General features: G+C 64.5%; 20 protein-coding genes and 1 pseudogene. 13 read left to right on the plus strand and 8 right to left on the minus strand.

The features are described 5' to 3' along the window. The first annotated feature begins 20 nt into the window (after positions 1–20). Together AAHK20_RS07780 and ttcA are read left to right on the plus strand one after the other, a co-directional pair. Complete coding sequence (locus tag AAHK20_RS07780) at positions 21–416, plus strand: dihydroneopterin aldolase (protein WP_137334179.1); 396 nt, start codon at positions 21–23, stop codon at positions 414–416. Between the two features lie 2 nt (positions 417–418). Further along, entirely contained in the window at positions 419–1,417 is a 999-nt protein-coding gene (gene ttcA / locus AAHK20_RS07785) for a tRNA 2-thiocytidine(32) synthetase TtcA (RefSeq protein ID WP_449180874.1), read from the plus strand. 28 nt (positions 1,418–1,445) lie between these two features. Here ttcA and AAHK20_RS07790 read toward each other — a convergent pair whose 3' ends face one another. After that, entirely contained in the window at positions 1,446–2,045 is a 600-nt protein-coding gene (locus tag AAHK20_RS07790; RefSeq protein WP_449180875.1) for a GNAT family N-acetyltransferase, read from the minus strand. 210 nt (positions 2,046–2,255) lie between these two features. On the opposite strand from AAHK20_RS07790, the pseudogene AAHK20_RS07795 reads away from it, so the two are divergent. The 3 genes and pseudogenes from AAHK20_RS07795 to glmS all read left to right on the plus strand — a co-directional run. Beyond that, a pseudogene (locus AAHK20_RS07795) lies at positions 2,256–2,975 on the plus strand (GNAT family N-acetyltransferase); the annotation flags it as partial. A gap of 147 nt (positions 2,976–3,122) precedes the next feature. Beyond that, positions 3,123–4,484, plus strand: coding sequence for a bifunctional UDP-N-acetylglucosamine diphosphorylase/glucosamine-1-phosphate N-acetyltransferase GlmU (glmU, locus tag AAHK20_RS07800; RefSeq protein ID WP_449180876.1), 1,362 nt, complete (start codon positions 3,123–3,125; stop codon positions 4,482–4,484). An 87-nt stretch (positions 4,485–4,571) separates the two neighbouring features. Further along, on the plus strand, positions 4,572–6,389 hold the full coding sequence (gene glmS, locus AAHK20_RS07805) for a glutamine--fructose-6-phosphate transaminase (isomerizing) (protein WP_449180877.1): 1,818 nt from the start codon (positions 4,572–4,574) through the stop codon (positions 6,387–6,389). Between the two features lie 144 nt (positions 6,390–6,533). On the opposite strand, the gene AAHK20_RS07810 is transcribed toward glmS, so the two are convergent. Then, positions 6,534–7,001, minus strand: a complete 468-nt coding sequence (locus tag AAHK20_RS07810; RefSeq protein ID WP_449180878.1) for a hypothetical protein — start codon at positions 6,999–7,001, stop codon at positions 6,534–6,536. Positions 7,002–7,301: 300 nt separating this feature from the next. Between AAHK20_RS07810 and AAHK20_RS07815 the strand changes: the two genes are divergently transcribed. Beyond that, positions 7,302–7,808: an arsenate reductase ArsC gene (locus AAHK20_RS07815; RefSeq protein ID WP_449180879.1), complete on the plus strand. Its 507-nt coding sequence runs from the start codon at positions 7,302–7,304 to the stop codon at positions 7,806–7,808. 106 nt (positions 7,809–7,914) lie between these two features. Continuing rightward, a complete protein-coding gene (locus AAHK20_RS07820) occupies positions 7,915–8,109 on the plus strand; it encodes a DUF3562 domain-containing protein (protein ID WP_449180880.1) in 195 nt (64 codons plus the stop codon). Between the two features lie 523 nt (positions 8,110–8,632). Here AAHK20_RS07820 and AAHK20_RS07825 read toward each other — a convergent pair. The 6 genes from AAHK20_RS07825 to AAHK20_RS07850 all read right to left on the minus strand — a co-directional run bounded on the left by AAHK20_RS07825 (position 8,633) and on the right by AAHK20_RS07850 (position 15,714). Next, positions 8,633–9,991, minus strand: a complete 1,359-nt coding sequence (locus AAHK20_RS07825) for an MFS transporter (RefSeq protein ID WP_449180881.1) — start codon at positions 9,989–9,991, stop codon at positions 8,633–8,635. Between the two features lie 21 nt (positions 9,992–10,012). Then, entirely contained in the window at positions 10,013–10,366 is a 354-nt protein-coding gene (locus tag AAHK20_RS07830) for a DOPA 4,5-dioxygenase family protein (protein ID WP_449180882.1), read from the minus strand. A gap of 29 nt (positions 10,367–10,395) precedes the next feature. Continuing rightward, the gene (locus tag AAHK20_RS07835) at positions 10,396–11,583 is read right to left on the minus strand and encodes a GGDEF domain-containing protein (protein WP_449180883.1); all 1,188 of its coding nucleotides are present in this window, start codon (positions 11,581–11,583) and stop codon (positions 10,396–10,398) included. Between the two features lie 209 nt (positions 11,584–11,792). Then, entirely contained in the window at positions 11,793–13,172 is a 1,380-nt protein-coding gene (locus tag AAHK20_RS07840; RefSeq protein WP_449180884.1) for an MFS transporter, read from the minus strand. A gap of 105 nt (positions 13,173–13,277) precedes the next feature. Beyond that, positions 13,278–14,528 (minus strand): metal-dependent hydrolase family protein, encoded by a 1,251-nt coding sequence (locus tag AAHK20_RS07845; RefSeq protein WP_449180885.1) that lies wholly within the window; start codon positions 14,526–14,528, stop codon positions 13,278–13,280. A 91-nt stretch (positions 14,529–14,619) separates the two neighbouring features. Then, positions 14,620–15,714: a tartrate dehydrogenase gene (locus AAHK20_RS07850; protein WP_449180886.1), complete on the minus strand. Its 1,095-nt coding sequence runs from the start codon at positions 15,712–15,714 to the stop codon at positions 14,620–14,622. A gap of 90 nt (positions 15,715–15,804) precedes the next feature. Here AAHK20_RS07850 and AAHK20_RS07855 point away from each other — a divergent pair, with 90 nt between their 5' ends. The 6 genes from AAHK20_RS07855 to AAHK20_RS07880 all read left to right on the plus strand — a co-directional run bounded on the left by AAHK20_RS07855 (position 15,805) and on the right by AAHK20_RS07880 (position 24,618). Then, positions 15,805–16,728 carry a LysR family transcriptional regulator gene (locus tag AAHK20_RS07855; protein ID WP_449180887.1) on the plus strand — a complete coding sequence of 308 codons (924 nt, stop codon included), beginning with the start codon at positions 15,805–15,807 and terminating at the stop codon, positions 16,726–16,728. 260 nt (positions 16,729–16,988) lie between these two features. Then, positions 16,989–18,560: an ABC transporter substrate-binding protein gene (locus AAHK20_RS07860; RefSeq protein WP_449180888.1), complete on the plus strand. Its 1,572-nt coding sequence runs from the start codon at positions 16,989–16,991 to the stop codon at positions 18,558–18,560. Positions 18,561–18,591: 31 nt separating this feature from the next. Further along, positions 18,592–19,545, plus strand: a complete 954-nt coding sequence (locus tag AAHK20_RS07865) for an ABC transporter permease (protein WP_449180889.1) — start codon at positions 18,592–18,594, stop codon at positions 19,543–19,545. A gap of 74 nt (positions 19,546–19,619) precedes the next feature. After that, complete coding sequence (locus tag AAHK20_RS07870) at positions 19,620–20,540, plus strand: ABC transporter permease (RefSeq protein ID WP_449180890.1); 921 nt, start codon at positions 19,620–19,622, stop codon at positions 20,538–20,540. A gap of 1 nt (position 20,541) precedes the next feature. Beyond that, entirely contained in the window at positions 20,542–22,446 is a 1,905-nt protein-coding gene (locus tag AAHK20_RS07875; RefSeq protein ID WP_449180891.1) for an ABC transporter ATP-binding protein, read from the plus strand. 108 nt (positions 22,447–22,554) lie between these two features. Beyond that, the gene (locus AAHK20_RS07880; protein ID WP_449180892.1) at positions 22,555–24,618 is read left to right on the plus strand and encodes a hydantoinase/oxoprolinase family protein; all 2,064 of its coding nucleotides are present in this window, start codon (positions 22,555–22,557) and stop codon (positions 24,616–24,618) included. Positions 24,619–24,631 lie beyond the last annotated feature (13 nt).

Here is a 24,631-nt window from a genome sequence, read left to right on the forward strand (position 1 = left end):
CTTTTTAGACTGGAACGAACATGGTTGCCGCACTCTCGCACCCCCGGCTCGCCGACTGCCGCAGGCTCTTCCTGCGCAACTACGAGGTGTACATCAACATCGGCGTGCATGACTTCGAGAAGCGCGGCGAACAGCGCGTGATCATCAACGTCGAACTGTTCGTGCCGCTTGCGCTGTCCACGCCCGTGGAAGACAAGCTGCGCGAAGTCGTCGACTACGATTTCATGCGCGCGACGATCGCGAAGCGCGTCGAGCAAGGGCATATCCATCTGCAGGAAACGCTCTGCGACGACGTCGCGAAAGCGATGCTCGCGCATCCGCACGTGCGCGCCGTGGCCGTATCGACCGAAAAGCCTGACGTTTATCCGGACTGCGACGCCGTGGGCGTCGAAGTTTTCCGCATCAAAGAGGACTAAACATGAGCGCTTCCGAGATCCTGACGGACGGCGGCGAAGTCAGCGCCAACGCAACCGGCGCCGAAGCCGGAAAACGCCGCGCGCTCACGCGCCATGAGCAAAAAGAGGCGTACGAGAACAACAAGCTCTTCAAGCGTCTCGCGCGCCTCGTCGGCCAGGCGATCGGCGACTACAACATGATCGAGCAAGGCGACAAGGTGATGGTGTGCCTGTCGGGCGGCAAAGACAGCTACGCGATGCTCGACGTCTTGCTGCGCCTGCGCGAACGCGCACCGATCGATTTCGACATCGTCGCCGTCAATCTCGACCAGAAGCAGCCCGGCTTTCCCGAGCATGTGCTACCCGAGTACCTGACCAAGCTCGACATCCCGTTCCACATCGAGAACCAGGATACGTACAGCATCGTCAAGCGCCTGGTGCCCGAAGGCAAGACGACCTGCTCGCTGTGCTCGCGGCTGCGGCGCGGGATTCTCTATCGCGTCGCCGGCGAGCTCGGCGCGACGAAGATCGCGCTCGGCCACCATCGCGACGACATCCTGCAGACGTTGCTGCTGAACCTGTTCTACGGCGGCAAGCTGAAGGGGATGCCGCCGAAGCTGCAATCGGACGACGGCAAGAACATCGTGATTCGCCCGCTCGCGTATGTGAAGGAGACCGATCTCGAGAAATACGCCGAGCTGCGCGAGTTCCCGATCATCCCGTGCAACCTGTGCGGCAGTCAGCCGAACCTGAAGCGCGCGGAGATGAAGGCGCTGATTCGAGAGTGGGACAAGCGCTTTCCGGGGCGCGTCGAGAATATGTTCAACGCGCTATCGAACGTCGTGCCGTCGCACTTGATGGATACGGGCCTGTTTCCGTTCACGAGCCTGCGCGCGACGGGCGAGGCTGATCCGGCGGGCGACATCGCCTTCGACGAAGAGCCATGCTCGACCGACGCTTCCGACGGCGTCGGCGGACCGGGCGGCAAGCCGATTTCGATCGTCCAGTTCGACGATCTTTGATCACGGATGGCGCGATACGTAACGATACCTATCGCGCCATTTTCTTTTCCAGCATGGCTTTCACGTCCGGCCATTCGGTATCGATGATGGAAAAGCGCACGGAGTTGCGCTTGCGGCCGTCGGGCATGATGCGCTCGTTTCGCACGATGCCTTCCTGCTTCGCGCCGATGCCGAGGATCGCAGCGCGCGATTTTGCATTTTCCTCATCGGTGGTGAACTGCACGCGCACCGCCATCATCGTTTCGAAAGCGTAGGTCAGCAGGAGGTACTTCGCCTCCGTGTTGATGCCGGTGCGCTGAGCCGAGGCGGCGAGCCACGTGCTGCCGATCTCCATCTTCCGGTGGTCGCGATCGATCTTCCAGAAACGCGTGGTGCCGGCGACTTGCCCGGTGTCGCGCCTCACGATCACGAACGGCATCACCGTGCCGGTTTGCCGGCCGGTCAACGCCCTCTCGATGTACTGATCGATCGTGTCTCGATCGGGGACGACGGTGACCTTCAGATTCCATAGCTCGCCATCGGCCGCCGCTTCGACGAGCTGCGCCGCGTGTTCGTATTGAAGCGGCCGGAGTTCGACGGTTTTTCCGGTGAGCGTGGGCTGCTCGATGCGGGATGTGTCGGGGCTCATGGGGCGTTTATTCGGCGTCGGCGGGTTGCGTGGCTTCAGAGAGTAAAGCGCGATGACGCGGCGAATCAAGCCGATTTTTCGACCGGTGTGGGGGCGTGTCGTGGTTCTAATAAAGTGACGCAGTGTGGATCTTTCGCTGGCACCACGATTTTCGTAAATTGATGGTTTGCCCGGCACGCCGTCGCGCTTCACTCAATCAAGGAATCGGTCATGGCAACCACGAACCCCTATCAGCAACCCGTCGGCGAACCGGTTCCCGATTGGACCGCGCGCCCTCAGCCGCCACGCGTTTCCCTCGACGGGCGCTCTTGCCGGCTCGAACCCCTCGACGCCGCCAAGCACGCCGCCGACCTCTACGACGCCTACAGCAGCGCCGGAGACGGCCGCGACTGGACCTATATGTCGTCCGGCCCGTTCGCCGATGCTTCGGCCTTCCGCGAGTACGCCGAGCGGATCGCCGCCAGCAAGGACCCGCTGCACTACACGGTGATCGATCTGAAAACGCAGCGCGCCGTCGGCACGCTGGCGCTGATGCGGATCGATCCGGCCAATGGCGTGATCGAAGTCGGTTTCGTCGCGTTTTCGCCGCTGCTCAAGCGCACCACGATCTCGACCGAGGCCCAGTACCTGCTGATGAAGCACGTATTCGACGATCTCGGCTATCGCCGCTACGAGTGGAAGTGCGATAGCTTGAACGCGCCTTCGCGCGAGACGGCGGCGCGTCTCGGCTTCCAGTTCGAAGGGATTTTCCGCCAGGCAATCGTCTACAAAGGGCGCAGCCGCGATACCGCGTGGTTTTCGGTCATCGATAAGGAATGGCCCGCACGGCGCGCGGAATTCGAGCAATGGCTCGCGTCGGAAAACTTCGACGCCGAGGGCATGCAGCGCAGGTCGCTGACGGCCATTCGCGGCGCGCAGGCGGCCAGCCGATAGCGCGCGACGGCATCCGGCGCCGCCTTGCCGGATGCCCGGCGTCAATCCGCGGAAAGAGCGTGCGGGCGGCCTCATAGCAAGGGATGGCGTCACACCCCCCATGCTAGAATTGCCCGCTCAAAAACTCCTCTTTTCGCCGACGCCATGAACATCGTGATTTTGGCGGCAGGCACCGGCAAGCGTATGCGTTCCGCGCTGCCCAAGGTGCTTCATCCTCTGGCCGGCAGGCCGCTTCTTTCCCACGTCATCGATACCGCACGCACGTTGAAGCCCGGGCGGCTCGTCGTCGTGGTCGGTCATGGCGCCGAGCAGGTCCGTGAGGCCGTCGCGGCGCCCGATGTGCAGTTTGCGCTGCAAGCCGAACAGCTCGGCACCGGGCATGCCGTCCAGCAGGCGCTGCCGCTTCTCGATCCGTCGCAACCCACCCTCGTGCTTTACGGCGATGTGCCGCTCACGAAGGCCAGCACCTTGAAGCACCTGACCGACGCGGCTGTGGAAGGGCGCTATGGCGTGCTCACCGTGACGCTCGACGATCCGACCGGCTACGGACGCATCGTTCGCGATCAGGCCGGCTACGTTCAGCGCATCGTCGAGCAGAAGGACGCGACGCCCGAGCAACAGAAGATCCGCGAGATCAACACCGGCATCGTCGTGACACCGACCGCTCAGCTCGCGATGTGGCTCGCTTCGCTCAGGAACGACAACGCGCAGGGCGAGTACTACCTGACGGACGTCGTCGAGCGCGCGATCGAAGCGGGCTTCGATATCGTGACGACGCAGCCCGACGAAGAATGGGAAACGCTCGGCGTGAACAGCAAGGCGCAGCTTGCCGAGCTCGAGCGCATCCATCAAGGCAACGTCGCGGATGAACTGCTCGCAACCGGCGTGACGCTTGCCGATCCGGCGCGGCTCGACGTGCGCGGCACGCTCGAATGCGGGCGCGATGTCTCGATCGACGTGAACTGCGTCTTCGAAGGCCGCGTGACGCTGGCCGACAACGTGACGATCGGTCCGAACTGCGTGATTCGCGATGCGGCGATCGGTGTGGGCACGCGTGTCGATGCGTTCACGCACATCGAAGGCGCGCAAGTCGGCGCGCAAGTCGTGCTCGGCCCGTACGCGCGGCTGCGGCCCGGTACGTCGCTCGCGGACGAAGCGCACGTCGGCAACTTCGTCGAAGTGAAGAACGCGGTGCTCGGCCACGGCTCGAAGGCCAATCATCTGACCTATATCGGCGACGCCGACATCGGCGCGCGCGTGAACGTCGGCGCGGGCACCATCACCTGCAATTACGACGGCGCGTTCAAGCACCGCACCGTGATCGAAGACGATGTCTTCGTCGGTTCCGATACGCAGCTTGTGGCGCCGGTGCGCGTCGGGCGCGGCGTGACGATCGCGGCGGGCACGACGGTCTGGAAGGACGTGCCTGAGGGCACGCTCGTTCTGAACGACAAGACGCAAACGTCGAAGAGCGGCTATGTGCGCCCGACGAAAAAGAAGAGCTGATCTGCACGGCAGGTAACTGAACCGGCCGCCGACGCCATGTACGCTGGCGGCGCAGAACAGAACATTCATAAGCAAAGGATCGAACCCATGTGCGGCATTGTTGGCGCGGTAGCGCAACGTAACATCGTTTCCATTCTGGTCGAAGGACTGCGCCGCCTCGAATATCGCGGCTACGATTCGTGCGGCGTCGCCGTGCTGGCCGACGGCGTGCCGCGCCGCGCCCGCAGCGTGGCGCGCGTGGCCGATCTCGACGCGCAAGTGCACGAGTCGAAGCTCGACGGCGTGACGGGCATCGCGCACACGCGCTGGGCGACGCACGGCGCGCCCGTCACCGACAACGCGCACCCGATCTTCTCGCGCGACACCGTGGCGCTCGTGCACAACGGCATCATCGAGAACTTCGAGTCGCTGCGCGAGATGCTGCGCGGCAAGGGCTACGAGTTCGTCTCGCAGACCGATACCGAAGTCGTCACGCACCTGATCCACAGCCTGTATGCCGGCGACCTGTTCGCGGCCGTGCGCGAAGCGGTCAAGCAGCTGCACGGCGCATTCGCGATCGCCGTGCTCCACAAGGACCAGCCGCATACGGTGGTCGGCGCGCGTCTGGGCTCGCCGCTCGTCGTGGGCTTGGGTGATGGCGAGAACTTCCTCGCGTCGGATGCGCTCGCGCTCGCGGGTAGCACCGAACGCTTCATCTTCCTCGAAGAAGGCGACGTGTGCGAGCTGTCGCTCGACGGCGTGAAGATCGTCGGTCGCGACGGCCAGGCGGCCGAGCGCGAGGTGCGCAATGTCGTGGCGTACGGCGGCGCGGTCGAACTCGGGCCGTATCGCCACTTCATGCAGAAGGAAATCTTCGAGCAGCCGCGTGCGATCAGCGACACCATCCCGGCCACGGAAACCTTCGATCCCTCGATCTTCGGCGAAGGCGCCGGCGCGGTGTTCGGCGAGATCGACAGCCTGTTGATTCTCGCGTGCGGCACGAGCTACTACTCGGGGCTGACCGCGAAGTACTGGCTCGAATCGATCGCCAAGATTCCGACGCAAGTCGAGATCGCAAGCGAATACCGGTATCGCGATTCGGTGCCGAACCCGAAGTCGCTCGTGGTCGTGATCTCGCAGTCGGGCGAAACGGCGGACACGCTGGCGGCGCTCAAGCACGCTCAAGACCTGGGGCATCGCCACACGCTGTCCGTTTGCAACGTCGGCACCAGCGCGATGGTGCGCCTGACCGAGCTGTCGTTCCTGACGCGTGCTGGGCGCGAGATCGGCGTGGCGTCGACGAAGGCGTTCACGACGCAGCTTGTCGCGCTGTTCGTGCTGGCGGCGACGCTCGGCAAGCAGCGCGGGCATATCGATGCCACGCAGGAAGCGAACTACATCAAGCAGTTGCGGCACTTGCCGGCGGCGTTGAACAGCGTGCTGGCGCTGGAGCCGCAGATCATCGCGTGGTCGGAGGAGTTCTCGCGCAAGGAGAACGCGCTGTTCCTCGGCCGCGGGATGCACTATCCGATCGCGCTCGAAGGGGCCCTGAAGCTCAAGGAAATCTCGTACATCCACGCCGAGGCGTATCCCGCCGGCGAGCTGAAGCACGGGCCGCTCGCGCTGGTGACGGAAGCGATGCCGGTCGTGACCGTGGCGCCGAACGATGCGCTGCTCGAGAAGCTGAAATCGAACATCCAGGAAGTGCGGGCGCGCGGCGGCGAGCTGTACGTGTTCGCCGATGCTGACACGAAGATCGTCAACGACGAGGGCCTGCACGTGATCCGGATGCCGGAGCACTACGGGCTGTTGTCGCCGATTCTGCACGTCGTGCCGCTGCAGTTGCTGGCGTATCACACGGCGTGCGCGCGCGGGACCGATGTCGACAAGCCGCGCAATTTGGCGAAATCGGTGACGGTGGAATAAGAGTCGGGAAGGCGCATTCGGCAAGGTTGGAAAGCCTGCGTCGAATGCGGTGAGCTAGCTGCGCAAAAGGCGTCAAAGCAGACTGTCTGCCTTGACGCCTTTTGTTTTATCGAGCGCTACCGATGGCGGCGCGCCTTTCACACCTTACGACTTCGCGGGACGCCCGGTCTTGACGGGTTCCAGCGCGGAAACGGCCGCAACCAGACGCTTGTCCGCTGCGAACGCGAGCATTTGCAGTCCGGCGCGCAGCAACTCGCTCTTCTTCACCGAAATCCCATTCGCGACGCAGCGCTTCTTGAGTTCGTCGATCTTTGCGTAGTCAGACTTCGGCATCGTGAAGCTGTCGCGCACGACCTTTTCTTTCTTGGCTCGGCGCGCTTTCTCTTCGGCCGGGGCGGGTGCCGGAGCGGCTTCGGCCTTCTTGGTCTTGCGGGCTTCAGCTGTCTTCGCTGTGGCTTTCTTTGCCGTGGGTTTCTTCGCCGTGACTTTCTTCGGCGTTGCGGCCTTGGGTGCCTTCACCGGCGGCTTTTCCGCTTCGGGCGCGGCCTGCTCGGCGCTCTTGGGGAAGTGGAACTTCTTCTTGGTCGGCTCTTTGGTGATGGGTGTGTTCATGTCGAATCCTCAAAAACAGTGAAAACAGTATATACGATTTTTGAGACGACACTTCCCGTGGCAGGGGGACGCAGCGGTTTCCGATTGTCCATGACGTGTTCACGTTATTCGCCACAGCGCGATTCCGTCTGATGATTTCGCGATAGCGTAGAATCCGCGCCTCGGCACGAAATGGGAAATCTTGAATAGGTGTTTGCGAGCGTTTGCACTCGAGTTCTAGCTTGGAACACTGTCACCGACGTGCAAAACTGGCTCGGCAAGATGCCGTTTTACAAAAAACACGTATGACGGGGCGAAGCAGTGACCAAGAAACATAATGTGCTGTTTCTCTGCAGAGAGAACGCGGCACGCAGCATCATGGCGGAAGCCTTGCTGCGCGAGCTGGGCGGGGATCGATTCGAGGCGTTCAGCGCGGGGTCCGATCCTGCGGCGCGCGTGCATCCACTGGCGCTCGCGCAATTGCGGCCCGGCATTTCCGATCTGGACCTGCTCGGTCCGCGGAGCTGGCTGGAATTCACTGGCGAATGGGCGCCGAGGATGGACCTCGTCATCGCCATGGACAGTTCCGTTGCCGAATATCACGCGCCGATTTTTCCCGGTGAGCCCGAGTTTTACGAGTGGAGCTTCCCGGACCCGCTCGCCGACGGCATGAACCAGCGCGAACGAGCGCGCTCGTTCGAAAGCGTCTTCTGGCAGATTTTGCGGCGCGTCAGTGTGCTGATCGCGTTGCCGCAGTACACGCTGAATGTACCGATCGAGGTTTCGGGCCGGGTCGTTCGCAAGGGTGAAGCGCTGCTGCAAGGGTAGGCGCTGGATACGCGCCATATGTGAAGGGCACGCTGTGCTTCCGACGCAGCGTGCCCGGGAACGTTCGATGCTCGCCTCCGGTTATCGATAGGCTGACGGAGGCATCATGAAGCCCGCGATAAGAACCCCCAACCCTCGCGACATCGTCAAGGAAATTGCCGAGTCCACTCACACTGACGAAGAGACCGTCGGCAATCTGTACGCGGAAACGCTGGACGAGTATCGCCGCACCGCAAACATCCTCGATTACGTCTCGCTCCTGGCGGCAAAACGCGTGCGCGAGCGGCTGCGCAGGCATTGAGCGGCGCCGCGCCGCAATTCGGCGAACTGGTATGTAAATCGCCCTCGAATCGCCCAATCGCTTTCGGGCTTCACTCCCTACAATGATTTCCATGGAGCGAGTTGTTGAGCCCATCGGCGCGGCCTCCCCCCGCGTTGGTTTTGCCCGTACCAGTGCTAGCGGTTCAAGCAGTTGTAGTCGAAGCAGAAGGTTTTCGAAGCAACGGTATTTGATGTGCACGCAGTATCAGCACCACGCAGTCGAAGGTCAGGCGGCATCGGCAACAAGCAGCACGATGCAGCACCTAGCAACATGCAGCGCAGGCAGCACGATTTGCGGCACGATTTGATTGCAGTTGGGGTTAGTAACTTAGCAGCTTAGTAACGAGGAGTAGGCGCGGGCCATTCGAAGCAAGTAGTTCAAGCAATAACAGCTTCACCCGTGGTGAGAAAAAATCGGCAAGCCTCCACGCGCCTGCACGATATGGCTCATCCACACGAGCCCTGTTCCCCGCGGAACAGGGCTCTTTTTTTGCGTCACGGCGTCAGTGACCGAACGAATCGGCCTTGAATGACGGCGCCCCCACGATCTCGGGGCGCGCCATCTGCTTGATCAAGAGCGCCACGCATGCGATTGCGCCGGCCACGGCGACCGTCGCGAAGATTCCCGCAAACGTGAAGTGCCGGCGCGTGAGTTCCGCGACCAGGAACGACCCCGCAATGCCCCCGAAGCGGCCGACGCCGAGCATCCACGCAACACCGGTGCCGCGCCCTTGAGTCGGGTAGAACGCGGCGGCGAGCGCGGGCATCGACGACTGAGCGGTATTCATCAGCACGCCGGCGACGAACACCACGAGCACGAGCGCGCCGACATTGCCGACCGCTTGCCCGATGAAATAGACGCTGACGGCGGTGAGCGCATAGCACGCGGCGATGATCCGGTTCGCGTTGAAACGGTCCATCAGCATGCCGCTCAAGACGGCGCCCACGCCGCCCAAAGGAAAGAGCGCCGAGATCAGCGTGGCGCGCTGCGGGTTCAGGCCTGCTTCCTTGAGCAGGATCGGCATCCAGTTGATGGACGCGTAGAAGATCACGAGGCCCATGAAGTACGCGATCCACAGCATCACCGAGCCGACGACGTACGCGCGCGACAGCACCACGCCCGCACCCTTGCCGCCGGTGGCCGGCGCGGTCTCGGTCATGACGAACGAGACGGCCTGCGCCGCGTCGCTCGAGATGCGCATGAGCGCGGCGCGAATCCGCTCGGCCGGATGGTGGTTGGCGACCATGTAGCGCACCGATTCCGGCATCTTCAAGAGCAGCACGATCGCGAGCAGGATCGGTGTGACGCCGCCAAGGAGCAGCACGCTGCGCCAGCCGAAATGGGGAATCAGCCACGCGGCGAAGAAGCCGCCGAAGGCGGCGCCGAGCGGAAAGCCGCAGAACATCAGGTTGACCATCGTCGCGCGCCGGCGATCCGGGCAGAACTCGCCCATCATCGTCACGGCGTTCGGCATCGCCGCGCCGAGGCCGACGCCGGTGACGAAGCGCAGCGCCGTCAGTTGCCCGACGCTCGACGAAAACGCGGACGCCAGACACGCGAGTCCGAACAGCAGGACGGAGCCGGTCAAGAGCGAACGCCGGCCGAGCCGGTCCGACAGCGGGCCGGAGATCAGCGCGCCGCAGGCGAGGCCGAACAGCGCCGCGCTCAGCACCGGCGCGAGCGCGGGCTTGCCGATGCCCCATTCGGTGATGAGCGAGGGCGCGATGAAGCCGATCGCTGCGGTGTCGAAGCCGTCGAGCAGGACCACGACCGCGCACATGGCGAAGATGAGCCACTGAAATCCGGAGAACGGATGCTCGTTGACGAAGGCTTGCACGTTGACGACGGAATCGCGGCTCATCGAGTGTCTCCTTTGTTCCAGCTAGTCTCCCAACGCCGACAAAACCAGCGCATGCGACCGCCCGATCCACACCGCCGAATCCCGATGATCGCGCAGCGCATCGCCGGTGTTGGGGTGAACGAACACGTCGAGCGCGCCGTGATTGAGTGCCAGCCAAGCGAAGATTTCGGCGAAGTGGTCGTTGCCGAAGGCAAGCTGATACGACCATTGCGGATGCGGGCCCACCAGGCGCTCGTGAAAGCGGCCCAGTTTCAGGATGTTGCCGAGATGCGCTTCGATCGCCTCTCGGAACGTCCAGGCGGCGTCGCGGCTCGCGGCGTCGAAGTACACGTGGGCGTGCCAGTCGGCGATTTCAGCGGTGTCGAGATAAGTCATAACAGGATCCCAATGCTCGTCAGAGCCCATCAGTCTGCCTCCACGCACTCTACGCTCAGTCCTTCCGGCGAGGGCGCCACCACCACGCAATTGCGTCCCATGGCCTTGGCCTCGTAGAGCGCGGCGTCGGCTCTCGCCAGGACGGCAGTCAAGGTGTCGCCGTCGCCGAATTCGTCGACGCCCGCGCTGAACGAGCACGCGATCGCGCACGAGCCGGCGGGCGCGGGGGAGGCCGTCACCGTGGTTCTGAGTTGATCGACCAGTCTTGCCGCGTCGGACTTGCCGGTCGATACGAAGAGGATCGCGAACTCCTCGCCGCCGAGGCGCCCGATGACGTCGGTGCGCCGTATGCCTTGCGAGAGCAAGGTGACGAAATGAGCGAGCGTATGATCGCCGACCGCGTGCCCGTGCTGATCGTTGACGGCCTTGAAGTGATCGATGTCGAGAATCGCGAGCGACAGCTTGCGTTTGCCCGCGCGCGCCGCGACGAGCAGCGTTTCGGCGCGTGCGATGAACGCGCGGCGCACCAGCGCGCCGGTCAGTTCGTCGATCGTCGCGAGGCGCTCCATGCGCTCGGCGAGGCGGTCGTGAGCGAGCATGACCATGCCGATCGACAGAAACGGCAACGTCAGGATGCCGAGCGCGAGAAAGGCGACATTCAGCGGCGAGGGCTCCAGGAATGCCGTTTGATGCGCGAGCCCGAAGAAGTACGCGAGCCCTCGGGCCAGGTGAAAGATCGCACCGGTGAGCGCGGTGATCGTAACGAACAGGTAGCTGTACTTCGGACGGTGCAGAGGCCGGAAGCGATATGACATCCACGCGATCGCGAAGCGCACGTACGCGAAATACAGCGACATCGTGGTCACACGCGCGTTGAGGTTGGGTGCGACGAAGGTCCAATAGGCGAGACCGATCAGCACCGCGGCCACGCCAGCCATCTCGAGCCCATGTAGCGGAGGGCGGCCGAAGAATTGCCGGCAGCCTTGCAGGACGAAGAGTGCGCCGATCAACAGCAAAGCGCTCGCGCAGATGAAAGCGAAGCCTTCCGGCTCGTGGCCGCGCAATTCGAGTACGACGAGGGCGACGGTGATGAGCCCGTAAGCGGAAAACCAGCGGGTCAGACCGGGAATCGCGGCTTTCAGCAGCGAACCGAAAACGGCCATGCTGATCACGCAGGAAAGGATCGCGATGCCGATGAGTCCGACAGGGCTAAACATGGTGTGTGGCGCTAAATGGCTCGTATGGCACGAAACGGTGACCCTAGGACGCGGGCGGCGTGAAACGGGCTTTCGGCGCGGCGGCTACGGTGCGCTTTAATAGGGACTGCATGCGGAACAGGCTGAAACTATAGCAGCGCGCGTTGGCGGCTAAGGAAAGATTTGGCGCATAGCGCGGCGTGGTGTTGCGCAATTGCGGCGGCGCGCGTTCATCGGCGCAGTTGCCCCGCCGCGATTTCTTCGAGCGAGCGCCCGCGGGTCTGCACGCCCATCACGACGACGGCCAGCGCGCCGATCAGGAGCACGGTCGTGGTCGCGCCGAACACGCCGGCAAAGCCCGCTATCGGATACACGTAGCCGACCAGGATCGGCGCCGCGATCGCCCCGAGCCGCCCGATCGACGACGCGAGTCCGACGCCGGTCGTGCGCACGTCGGTGGGAAAGACCTCGGGGGTATACGCGTAGACGCCCGCATACGTGCCGTTCATGAAGAACGACAGCAGGAAGCCGCACATCAGGATGCCGGAGCCGCTGTGCGTGAGCGCAAGCCCGAGCGCCGACGCGCCGCCCAGCACCATGTACGTCGCGATCGTCGCCTGCCGGCCGATCTTTTCGTTGAGCCATGCACCGGTGAAGTAGCCCGGTATCTGCGCGATGTAGATCACGAGCGAATACGAAAAGCTCTTCGTAATGGTCATCCCGCTCTGCACGAGCAGGCCCGGAATCCACGTGAAGAAAGCGTAGTAGCTGAAGGTGATCGACAGCCACATGAGCCAGGTCATCGCGGTGATGCGCGCAAGGTGCCGCGACCAGAGCGCCTTCACGTTCTCGAGCACCGACCCGCGCCGCGCTGCCGCCACTGGCACGGCGCCCGCGAGCGCGGCCTCGTCGGGGACGGCTTCGAGCACCTTGCCTTCGGCGGCGAGCTCGGCCTCCGCACGTGCGACGATCGCTTCCGCTTCGTCGTGCCGGCCGCGCGCTTCGAGCCAGCGCGGCGACTCGGGCAGCGCGCGGCGCCACCAGAGCAGCATCACGATCGGCAGCGCGGTGATCACCATCACGGCGCGCCAGGCTTCGGGCGCGAGCGGGATCACGAGGTAGCCGAGCAGCGCGGCGGCGACGAAGCCGAACGAGAAGAACCCGGCCAGCGAGCCGGTGAACGCGCCGCGATAGCGCCGCGCGACGAACTCGGAAAGAAACGGCGCGACGATCGCGCTTTCCGCGCCGGTGCCGAGCCCGGCGACGATCCGCGTGCCAAGGAAGAACGGCCAATCGTGCGCGACGGCGCTCGCGAGCGACGCGACGCAATAGATGACGAGCGCCCACATCATCACGCGCCGTCTGCCGATCAGGTCGCCGAGCATGCCGGCGAGCATCGCGCCGAAGAAATACCCCATGAACGTGCCGCTGCCGAGCACGCCGGTCTGCACGCTGGTGAGTCCCCACTGCTGCCGCAGCACCGGCAACAGGAACGCCAGCACCGCGGCATCCATGGCATCGAACGTGTAGCCGAGGCCGCCCATCAGCAGCAGGCGACGATGAAAGCGCGCAAACGGCATGCGCTCGATACGGGCGGCAATCGATGTCATGGCGTCACCTGCTTAAGGTCGGTGAACGAAAGGATGCTGCGGTACGGCGCTTTCTTATGTGCGCTGACGGGCGATCAAGCGCCCGTGGTAAGGCTCAGGGGATGATCAGGCGCTTTCCAACTCGTTGAAATGGATGTGCCCATCCTTCATCACGAGCGGAATGTGGTCGCCTTGGCCAAGCAGGCAGTCGACGGACTTGAGCGGATTGCCGTCGACGACGAGCACATCGGCGATCGCGTCAGGTGCGAGGCGTCCGAGCTTGCCGGTCATGCGGAGCACTTCGGCGCCGACGAGCGTCGCGCTCTGGATGATCTCCAACGGGCTCAGCACCTCCGAGCGAATGCGGAACTCGTCGCTTTGCAGGCGCTGCGCTTCGCCGAGCAGATCGGTGCCGAAGCCCATCTTGACGCCTGCCCGCTTCAGGATTTCGAGCGAGCGCAGGCCCGCGGCGTGAACCGCTTCGACTTTCGCCACGCTCTCGGGCGGCAGGCCGTACTTTTCGCCTTCGCTCGCGAGCGCATCGTAGGTGACGAGCGTCGGCACGACGAACGCATTGTGCTCGGCGACGAGCCGCGCGGTGGCCTCGTCGATGAGGTTGCCGTGCTCGATCGTGCGCACGCCGCAGCGCACCGCGCGCGCGATCGATTCGGCCGTGTAGGCGTGCGCGAGCACGTAGGTGTCGCGTGCGCGGGCTTCTTCGACGATCGCGCGGATCTCGTCTTCCGAATAGCCCCACGCGCCGACGGGATCGGTCGGCGAGGAGACGCCGCCCGAGGCCATGATCTTGATCTGGTCCGCGCCCATTTGCAGTTCCTCGCGCACGGCGCGGCGCACGCCGTCGACGCCGTCCACGATCCGCCCGAGCGCGCCGACGCGCACGCAGCATTGGCACGGCATGTCGGGCGCGAGGTAGTCGTGGCGGGAGCGCATGTCGGCGTGGCCGCCTGTCTGCGACAGCGCGCGTCCCGAGACGAACATGCGCGGGCCCTCGGCGAGCCCGCTTTCGACGGCCTCTTTAAACGGGAAGCCCGCGCCGCCGGCGTCGCGGATCGTGGTGAAGCCGCGGCGCAGCATCGCGCGCATGAGCGGCAGCGCGCGCAGCGTGACGAGCACGTTGGGCAGGGTCGCGACGCGCGGCAGGTTGAACTCGATCGCGATGATGTGCGCGTGCAAGTCGATCAGGCCCGGCATGATCGTCTTGCCCTTCAAATCGATGACCGTCGCGCTGGCGCTCTTGATCGGCTTGTCCGACACCTCGCGCACGACTTTGCCTTCGATCAGTACGTCGTGGCCGGGCAGCAGTTCGGGTTGGGTCGGATCGAGCAGAGCGCCGTTGCGGAACAACACGGAATTCATCCTGGGGTCTCCATAGAATGCGGCGCCGAGGAGGCGGCGCCGTTTTCCTCATATGGTGACTTGATGCAACCCGATTGCCAACCCCGCTGGGTTACGCGCTTTGCAACCGCTCGCTGATCGCCTGGCCGACTTCCGTCGTACTCGCCTTCCCGCCGAGATCCCCTGTATGCGGCCCTACCTTGAGCACATCCTCGATCGCCGCGAGGATCGCATCGTGCGCCTCACGCTCCGGCCCAGCCACATTACCGCCCAGAAAATCGACCATCATCGCCGCCGACCAGATCATCGCCACCGGGTTCGCGATGTTCTTCCCCGCGATATCCGGCGCCGACCCATGCACGGGTTCAAACAGCGACGGAAACTTGCGCTCAGGATTCAAATTGCCCGACGGCGCCAGACCAATCGTGCCGGTGCACGCCGGCCCGAGATCCGAGAGGATGTCACCGAACAGGTTCGACGCGACCACCACGTCGAAGCGGTCGGGGTTCATCACGAAGCGCGCGCAGAGGATGTCGATGTGCTGCTTGTCCCACGCGACGTCCGGATACTGCGCCGCGACCTCCGCCGCACGCGCGTCCCACCACGGCATGCTGATCGCGATGCCGTTGCTCTTCGTCGCGACCGTGATCTTCTTCGCGGCGCGGCGCTGGGCGAGATCGAACGCGTACTTCAGCACGCGCTCGGTGCCGTGGCGCGAGAAGATCGACTGCTGCATCACGACTTCGCGCTCGGTGCCTTCGTACATCACGCCGCCCACCGACGAATACTCGCCCTCGGTGTTCTCGCGCACGATCATGAAATCGATGTCGCCCGCCTTGCGGTTCGCGAGCGGGGAGGGCACGCCTTCGAAGAGACGCGCCGGACGCAGGTTGATGTACTGATCGAATTCGCGGCGGAACTTGAGGAGCGACCCCCACAGCGAGATGTGGTCGGGCACCGTGGCCGGCCAGCCGACCGCGCCGAACAGGATCGCGTCGGCGCTCTTCAACTGTTCCTTCCAGTCGTCCGGCATCATCTTGCGGTGCTTCATGTAGTAATCGCAGCTCGCCCACTCGATGTGCTGGTAGTCGAAGCCGATGTCGAAGCGCTTGCTGACGACGTCGAGCGCGCGCAGCGCCTCGGGCATCACTTCAACGCCGATCCCGTCGCCCGGAATCACGGCGATGCGGTACGTTTTCTTGGGCATGTTGAGTCCTCCTCCAGGGAATGCGAGCGATTCTATTCCCTTTTGTTTCGCCTAAAATCGTGCTTTCGATTAAGCCACTGTGCACGAATCGTGAATAAATCGCTGAACCTCGATGACGTCCGCGTGTTCTGTGTCGTGGTCCGCAATGCGAGCTTCAGCGCGGCGGCCGAGGCGCTGGCCGTGTCGCCTGCTTATGTCAGCAAGCGCGTCGGCATGCTGGAGACGCAGCTCGGCACGCGCCTGCTGCACCGCTCGACCCGCCGCGTTGCGATCACCGAAGCCGGCGAGCGCGTCTACGCGTGGGCCGAGAAGATTCTCGACGACGTCGATCAGCTCGTCGAGGACGTCTCCGCGACGCGCCAGGTGCCGCGCGGCACGCTGCGCGTCTCCAGCAGCCTTGGCTTCGGCCGCAAAGTCGTCGCGCCCATCCTCGAACGCCTCTCGCAGCGGCATCCGCAGCTTCGCGTGCGGCTCGATCTGTTCGATCGCCTCGTCGACGTGGCCGGCGAAGGCTTCGATCTCGACATCCGCATCGGCGACGAGATCGCCCCGCATCTGATCGCCAAACATCTTGCGCCGAATCATCGCGTGCTGTGCGCGGCGCCCGCTTACCTGGAACGGCACGGCGCGCCGAAGCATCTCGCGGACCTGTCCTCGCATCACTGCATCGCCATCAAGGAGCGCGATCAATCGCTCGGCGTCTGGCGGCTTTCCGTGCGCGGCGAGCCCGCGACGATCAAGGTGACCGGACCGCTGTCGACGAATCATGGCGAGGTCGCCGTCGATTGGGCGCTTGCCGGTCGCGGCATCGTATTGCGATCGATCTGGGACGTGCGCGAGCATCTGGAAAGCGGTGCGCTCAAGCAAGTCCTGCCTGATGTGACGCAGCCCGCCGACGTCTGGGCGGTGTATCCGTCGCGGCTCGCGTCGTCGGCGAAAGTGCGCGCTTGCGTGGACTTTGTGAGCGAAGCACTCGCTGAGTTAGGCATCGCTGACCTACGGGCAATCCCTTAGCCCCCGCCCTCCAAAATCGGCAACAGCAATTCATGCTGTGAAGCGCCACCAAAACGACGCGTTTCGATCGCGCGAGACCCCGAATCGGGACATCCGCTCAATTTGGCGGTGCTTAAATTTCAATCAACACGCGGCTTTCCGGCGTTGTCCTCATCGTCGTCGGACGGCAGGACGATATGCCGCCCCGCGTGCCTAGAAGTGCATAAAGGACGCTCAAAACAATCTGTGTTCACCCTTCCCACGGTACAAGGAGTAGTTCCATGAACGACGACGAAATCAAACAAGGTGGTTTCAGCCGCCGCGACATGATGCGTGTACTGGCCGCGGGAGGCATGCTGGCCACGGGCGGCGGTCTCATGAGCGTGGCGCAGCGCGCGCTCGCCGACACGCCGAAGAAGGGCGGCAAGATCCGCGTCGCCTACGAATCGAGTTCGACCGCCGATACGCTCGACCCCGCCAAGGGCTCGACCGGCGCCGACTACATCCGCTTCTTCATGTTCTATAGCGGCCTCACGCAGTTCGACGGCAGCCTGACGCCGCAGCCCGCGCTCGCGGACTCGTTCACGTCGACCGATGCGAAGACGTGGGTCATCAAGCTCAAGAAGGGCGTCACGTTCCATGACGGCAAGTCGCTGACGCCGGCCGACGTCGCCTACTCGCTGATGCGCCACAAGAATCCGGCGACGGCGTCGAAGCTGAAGTCGGTGGCCGACCAGTTCGCCGACATCAAGCCGACCGGCCCGGACGAAGTGACGATCACGCTCGCCGCGCCGAACGCCGATCTGCCCGCGATTCTCGCGACGCCGCAACTCGTGATCATCAAGGACGGCACGACCGATTTCACCACGGCGGTCGGCACGGGCCCGTACAAGCTCAAGACGTTCAAGCCGGGCGTGACGACGATCGGCGTGCGCAACGACAGCTACTGGCGCCCCGGCAAGCCGTATCTCGACGAGGTCGAGCTGATCGGCATCGGCGACGACGCGGCGCGCGTGAACGCGCTGCTCTCGGGCGACGTGCACCTGATCAGCGCGGTCGATCCGCGCGCGACGCAGCGCGTGAACTCGACGCCGGGCTACGCGATCCAGGAAACGAAGTCGGGCCTCTACACCGACCTCATCATGCGCCGCGACAACTCGCTCACGGGCAACCCGGACTTCGTGATGGGCATGAAGTACCTGTTCGATCGCGAGCAAATCCGCTCGGCTGTGTTCCGCGGCTTCGCGGTGATCGGCAACGACCAGCCGATTCCCCCGGGACACCGCTACTACTTCGCGGGCTTGCCGCAGCGGCCGTACGATCCGGACAAGGCCAAGTTCTTGCTGAACAAGGCGGGTGCGCTCAACACCGCGCTGCCGCCGATCTTCGCGACGTCGGACGCCAACGGGTCGATCGAAATGGCCGAGATGCTGCAGCTCTCGGGTCAGAAGATCGGCGCGAACATTCAAGTCAACCGCGTGCCGCCGGACGGCTACTGGTCGAACCACTGGATGAAGCATCCGCTCGGCTTCGGCAGCATCAACCCGCGTCCGAGCGCCGACGTGCTGTTCACGCAGTTCTTCAAATCCGACGCACCGTGGAACGAGTCGGGCTGGAAGAACCCGCAGTTCGATCAGCTGCTCGTCGCCGCGCGCGCCGAAACCGACGACGCCAAGCGCAAGAAGATGTACGCGGACATGCAGGTGATCGTCAGCAACGAAGGCGGCATCGGCATTCCGGCGTTCATCAGCCTGCTCGATGGCTACGACAAGCATCTGAAGGGCCTCGGCTCGATTCCGACCGGCGGCATGATGGGCTTCTCGTTCGCCGAGCACGTTTGGTGGGAAGCGTGATGTTCCGGTCTTAGAAAAGGAGACCCGTGCGATGAACCAGACGATAGTCGCGCTGATCGCGCGGCGTTTCTTGCTCACGCTGCTGACGTTGTTGATCGTGTCGATGATCATCTTCACGATCACCAACCTGCTGCCGGGCGACGCCGCGCAACAGGCGCTCGGCCAGGCGGCGACGCCGGAAACGCTCGCCGCGCTGCGCCTGCAGTTCGGCCTCGACCAGCCCGTGTACCTGCGCTACGTGAACTGGCTCATCGGCCTCGTGCACGGCAACTTCGGGCGGTCGCTGTCGAACGACATGCCGGTCAGCGAGTTGATCGCCGGGCGCTTGCCGAAGTCGCTGTCGCTCGCGGCGATCACGACGCTCGTGTCGGTGCCGATCGCCATCTCGCTCGGCATTCTCGCGGCGGTCAAGCGCGGGTCGGTGCTCGATCGGATCGTGAGCCTCGGGACGTTGTCGCTGGTGGCGACGCCCGAGTTTCTGATCGCCACCTTCGCGGTGCTCATTTTCGCGGTGAAGCTGCACTGGCTTTCGGCGCTGTCGTATGGCGGCGAGATCGACAGCTTCGATCACTTCATGCGCGCCTATGCGATGCCGGTGATCACGCTGTGCTGCGTGATCATCGCGCAGATGGCACGCATGACGCGCGCGGCCGTGATCGAGCAGCTCGGTTCGTCGTATGTGGAGATGGCGGTGTTGAAGGGCGCGAGCCCCGCGCGCGTCGTGCTGCTGCATGCGCTGCCGAACGCGATCGGCCCGATCGCGAATGCCGTGGCGTTGAGCCTGTCGTATCTGCTCGGCGGCGTGATCATCGTCGAGACGATCTACAACTATCCGGGGCTCGCGCGGCTCATGGTCGACGCGGTCAGCAACCGGGATCTGCCGCTCGTGCAGGCGTGCACGCTGCTGTTCTGCCTCGGCTATCTGACGCTCGTGCTGCTCGCCGACTTGTGCGCGATCCTCTCCAACCCGAGGCTGCGGACATGAAATATCACCGTTCATCCTCAGCCGACCCGACTGCGTTGGTCCGCCCCGATGCGGCATTGCGAAGGAGTTCTGCCATGCCATACCCTGATTCGCCGATGCCCCCGGGCTCTCCGATGCCCGCCGGCGGCGGCAGCGAACCGGCGCCGCTCGCGAAACGCGCGCGTCGTCGCGCGCCGTCGCTGTCGGTGAGCGGCTGGATCGGTTTCTCGATGGTCGTCGCCGCGTTGTTCGTTGCGGTGTTCGGACCTTGGCTCGCGCCGCATGCGGTCGGCGAGATCGTCACGGCCGACGTGTTCGCGCCGTTCTCCGCGAAGCTGCCGCTCGGCTCCGACTATCTCGGCCGCGATATGCTGAGCCGCATCATGTACGGCACGCGCCTGACGGTGCTGCTCGCGCTCGCGGCGGCACTGTTCGCGGCGACGGTCGGCACGGGCCTTGGGCTTTTGGCCGCCGTGGCCGGCAAGGCCGTCGACGAAACGATGAGCCGCGTGCTCGATGCCGTCAGCTCGATTCCGACCAAGATGTTCGCGCTGATGATCGTGGCCGCGTTCGGCTCGTCGCTGATGCTGCTGGTGATTACCGCTGGCATCAGCTACACGCCCGGCGCGTATCGCATCGCGCGTTCGCTGGCCGTGAACATCAGCCAGCTCGAATACGTGCAGGTCGCGAAGGTGCGCGGCGAAAACGCGATCTATATCTGCTGGGTCGAGATTCTGCCGAACATGTTGCATCCGATGCTCGCCGATCTCGGCCTGCGCTTCGTGTTCGTCGTGCTGCTTTTGAGCAGCCTGAGCTTCCTCGGGCTTGGCGTGCAGCCGCCGTTTGCGGACCTTGGCTCGCTCGTGCGCGAGAACATCGCCGGTCTCGGCGATGGCGCGCCCGTCGTGCTGATGCCGGCCATCGCGATCGCGATTTTGACGGTCGGCGTGAATCTGCTGATCGACGGGCTGCGCGGCGGGAAGCGTCTGCGCGTGCGTCGCGCGGTGGAGGCTTGAGATGGCTGCGAACCTCGCGATGAATTTGGGCAGCCTCTCCAGCAACCTCGTCGAAGTGCGCGGCTTGCGCGTGGTCGGCAGCAGTGAAGGCCGCCCCGAAACGACGATCGTCCACGACATCGACTTCACCGTCGCGCGCGGCGAAGTGCTCGCGCTGATCGGCGAATCGGGCTCGGGCAAGACGACGATCGCGCTCTCGCTGATGGGCCATGCGCGGCGCGGCTGCCGCATCGCGGGCGGCTCGATCCGCGTCGGCGATTGCGACGTGCGTTCGCTTTCACCTGCGCAGCTTGCTTCGCTGCGCGGCCGCAAAGTGGCTTACATCGCGCAGAGCGCGGCGGCGGCGTTCAACCCGGCGCGCTCGATCATGGATCAGGTGATCGAAAGCGCGCTGATTCACGGCACGATGACGAAGGCCGCCGCGCAGGCGAAGGCCGTCGAGCTGTTCCGCGCGCTCGCGTTGCCCGCGCCGGAGACGATCGGCAAGCGCTATCCGCACCAGGTGTCGGGCGGTCAGTTGCAGCGGTTGCTCGCCGCGATGGCTTTGATCACCGATCCGGAACTCGTGATTCTCGACGAGCCGACTACCGCGCTCGACGTCACCACGCAGATCGACGTGCTGCAGGCGTTCAAGCGCGTCGTGAAGGAGTTGGGCACGACTGCCGTCTACGTGTCGCACGATCTGGCTGTGGTCGCGCAAATGGCCGACCGCATTGTCGTGCTGAGCGACGGGCAGATTCGCGAAGTCGGCAGCACGGGGCAGATTCTCAATGCGCCCGAGCATCCGTACACGCAAAGCCTGATTGCCGCGGTCGCGCCGAAGCGGCGCGGCGCGAATGGGGCCGGCGAGCAGGTGGAAGTCAATGCTGCCGCTGCGAAGCCGAGGCCACTTCTCGAAGTGAAGCGCCTCGTCGCGGGCTACGGGAAGATCGACGCGAAAGGGTTGCCCGCCGCGCGCATTCTCGACGACGTCGATCTCGTGATTCCGCGTGGCAAGACGGTGGGCGTGATCGGCGAATCGGGCTCCGGCAAGACGACGCTCGCGAAGGTGATCGCGGGTCTCGTCCCGGTGGCGGGCGGCCAGTTGCTGCTCGACGGCGAACCGATGCCCGCGCGGCTGGAACAACGCACGAAAGAGCAATTCCGCCGCATCCAGATCGTGTTCCAAAACGCCGACACTGCGCTGAACCCGGTGCATACGGTCGAGCAGATCCTGACGCGGCCGCTCGCGTTCTATCACGGCATGAAGGGAGAGAAGGCGCGGCGTCGCGTGGCCGAGCTGCTCGATCTCGTGCGGCTGCCGGCGGCGCTGGCGGCGCGCAAGTCGGGCGAGTTGTCGGGCGGGCAGAAGCAACGCGTCAACCTCGCGCGTGCGCTCGCCGCCGAGCCCGATCTGATTCTTTGCGACGAGGTGACGTCGGCGCTCGATACGGTCGTCGGCGCGGCGATTCTCGATCTGCTCGCCGATCTACAGAAGAAGCTCGGCGTTTCGTATCTCTTCATCACGCACGACATCGGCAAGATGCGCGCGATCAGCGACGACATCGTCGTGCTGTACGCGGGCCATCGCGTCGAGGCGGGCGACCGCACGGCGCTGTGCGCGCCGCCGTTCCATCCGTACGCGGACCTGCTCATTTCGTCGGCGCCCGAGTTGCGTACGGGCTGGCTCGACGAGGCCAGCGAGCGTTGCCATGGCGAGTTGCCGCCGATCGGAAACCGCGCGGACCACACCGAGCTCTGCACGTTCCTCGGCCGCTGTCCGCTGCGCATCGACGGTCTTTGCAACACGACAGCGCCCTCGAAGCGGCAGTTGTCGAACGGCGCCGAGGTGCTGTGCCATCGCTCCGAGGCCGATCTCGTGACGCTGCAGCAAGTGTCGGTCGCGCGCGAACGGACGGTGGTGTGACGTCTCGAGCCGTGCGTTGACGTTCGCCGCTTGGCGAGCGCGTCGGCGCACGGCCTCACAACCAAGCCGGGAAGAAGGAAACCCCAAGGCATCCCCAAGGAAACCTGCATGGGCATGAGAATCGGCGTGGACATCGGCGGCTCGTTTGCCGACTTCGCGGTACTGGACGACGAGACGGGCGAGCTCAAAACGCTCAAGGTGTTCTCCCGGCCCGACAGCCCCGGCGCCGAAGTCCTGCGTGGCATGGAGGGCTTGGCCGAGCGCTACGGAATCGATCCTCATGACGTCGCTTACTTCACGCACGGCACGACCGTCGGCGTGAACGCGGTCGTGCAGCGCAAAGGCTTGCGCCTTGGCCTCATCACGACGCGCCACTTCGAGGATGTGCTCGACATCGCGCGCCTCAAGGGGCCGGATATGTACAACCTTTTTTCGAAACGCCCCGCGCCACTTGTGCCGCGCGAACGCGTGTTCGGCGTGGTGGAGCGGCTCACGGCGGACGGTACGGAAGACACACCGGTCGATGAAGCGAGCGTGCTCGAAGCGCTCGCAGGATTGCGCCGCGCCGGATGCGAAGGCGTAGTTGTTTCGTTGCTGCATTCGTATCGCAACCCGGCGCACGAGCATGAAGTGAAGGCGCTTATCGAGCGCGAGATGCCGGGGTTTTTCGTGTCGTGTTCGAGCGACGTGTGGCCGATCATCCGCGAATACGAGCGCACGTCGACGGCCGTGATCGGCGGCTATGTGCAGCCCAAGGTTGCGCACTATCTTTCGTCGCTGCAGCGCGCGTTGCGCGAAACCGGCATCGCCGCCGACATGAAAGTCACGAAGTCGAACGGCGGCGTGATGAGCGCCGAGGCCGGCAAAACCAACTGCGTGCAGATGATCCTTTCGGGCACCGCGTCGGGCGTGATCGGCGCGGCCTACGTCGCGCAGCTTTGTGGCTTGAAGCACTGCATGAGCCTCGACATCGGGGGTACCACAGCGGATGTCGCGCTGATCGTCGATGGCGAGCCACAGTACGCGACCGGCGAGTATATCGGCGATTTTCAGATTCATATTCCGTCGGTGTCCGTGTCGTCGATTGGCGACGGCGGTGGCTCGATCGCCTGGGTCGACGACTTCGGCGTGCTCAAGGTCGGCCCCGAAAGCGCGGGCTCCAACCCCGGGCCCGTGTGCTACGGACGCGGCGGCACCCGCGCGACGATCACCGATGCGTTCGCGGTGATGGGCGTGATCGGCAACGCGAGCCTCGGCTACAACTCGGTGAAGGTCGATCACGACGCCGCGTGCCGCGTGATCGATGCCTTGGCGCAGCGCCTCGGTTCCGATATCTACAAGACGGCGGAAGCGATCGTTGATGTGTCGGTGTCGGGGATGTACGCGGGCGTGAGCCGGATCGTGTCGCGCTTCGGTATCGATCCCCGCATGTTCTCGCTGCTGCCGTTCGGCGGCGCGGGGCCGATGCTCGCGTGCTACTTCGCGCGGGCGCTCGGGATGGAGCAGATCGTCGTGCCGGTGACGCCCGGCGTGTTGAGCGCGCTCGGCGGATTGATCGCCGATACGAAGAACGACTTCGTGAAGACGACGTACTACGACCTTGACGCGGCATCGCTCAAGCAGTTGCGCGACGATGTGCGCGCGCTCGATGCGGCGGCGCGGGCGTGGCTGGCGGGTGAAGCTGGTGACGCCGATTCGTTAAGCGACGTGCGCGTGACCGTCACCGTTTCCGCCGACATGCGCTACAAGGGCCAGTCGTTCGAAATCGACACGCCGCTCGACATGACGTGGCTCGAAACACAGGACCTCGCCGCATTGAGCGATGCGTTCCATCGCGAGCACGCGCGCCTCTACGGCCACAGCGATGCGCACGCCAAGATCCAGGTCGTCGCGTTGCGCTTGGTGATCGCCTCGCAAACGCCGAAGCCCGCGCTGCGCCCGATCGCCGCCAGCGACGAACCCGCGGTCCCTGATGCACGCGTGAAAGTCTGGATGGACGGCGCGTTCCGCGACGCGACGCTGTTCCATCGCTCGAAATTGCTCGCGGGGCAACGTCTCGAAGGCCCGGCGGTCATCGCACAGGACGACTGCACGACCTGCGTGCTGCCGGGCTTCGCGGGCGAGGTCGATGCCTACGGCAATCTGATCCTGACGCAAATCCTCGCGAACTAACCGGAGCCGCCGA

The sequence above is a fragment of the Trinickia camelliae genome, assembly GCF_053525655.1.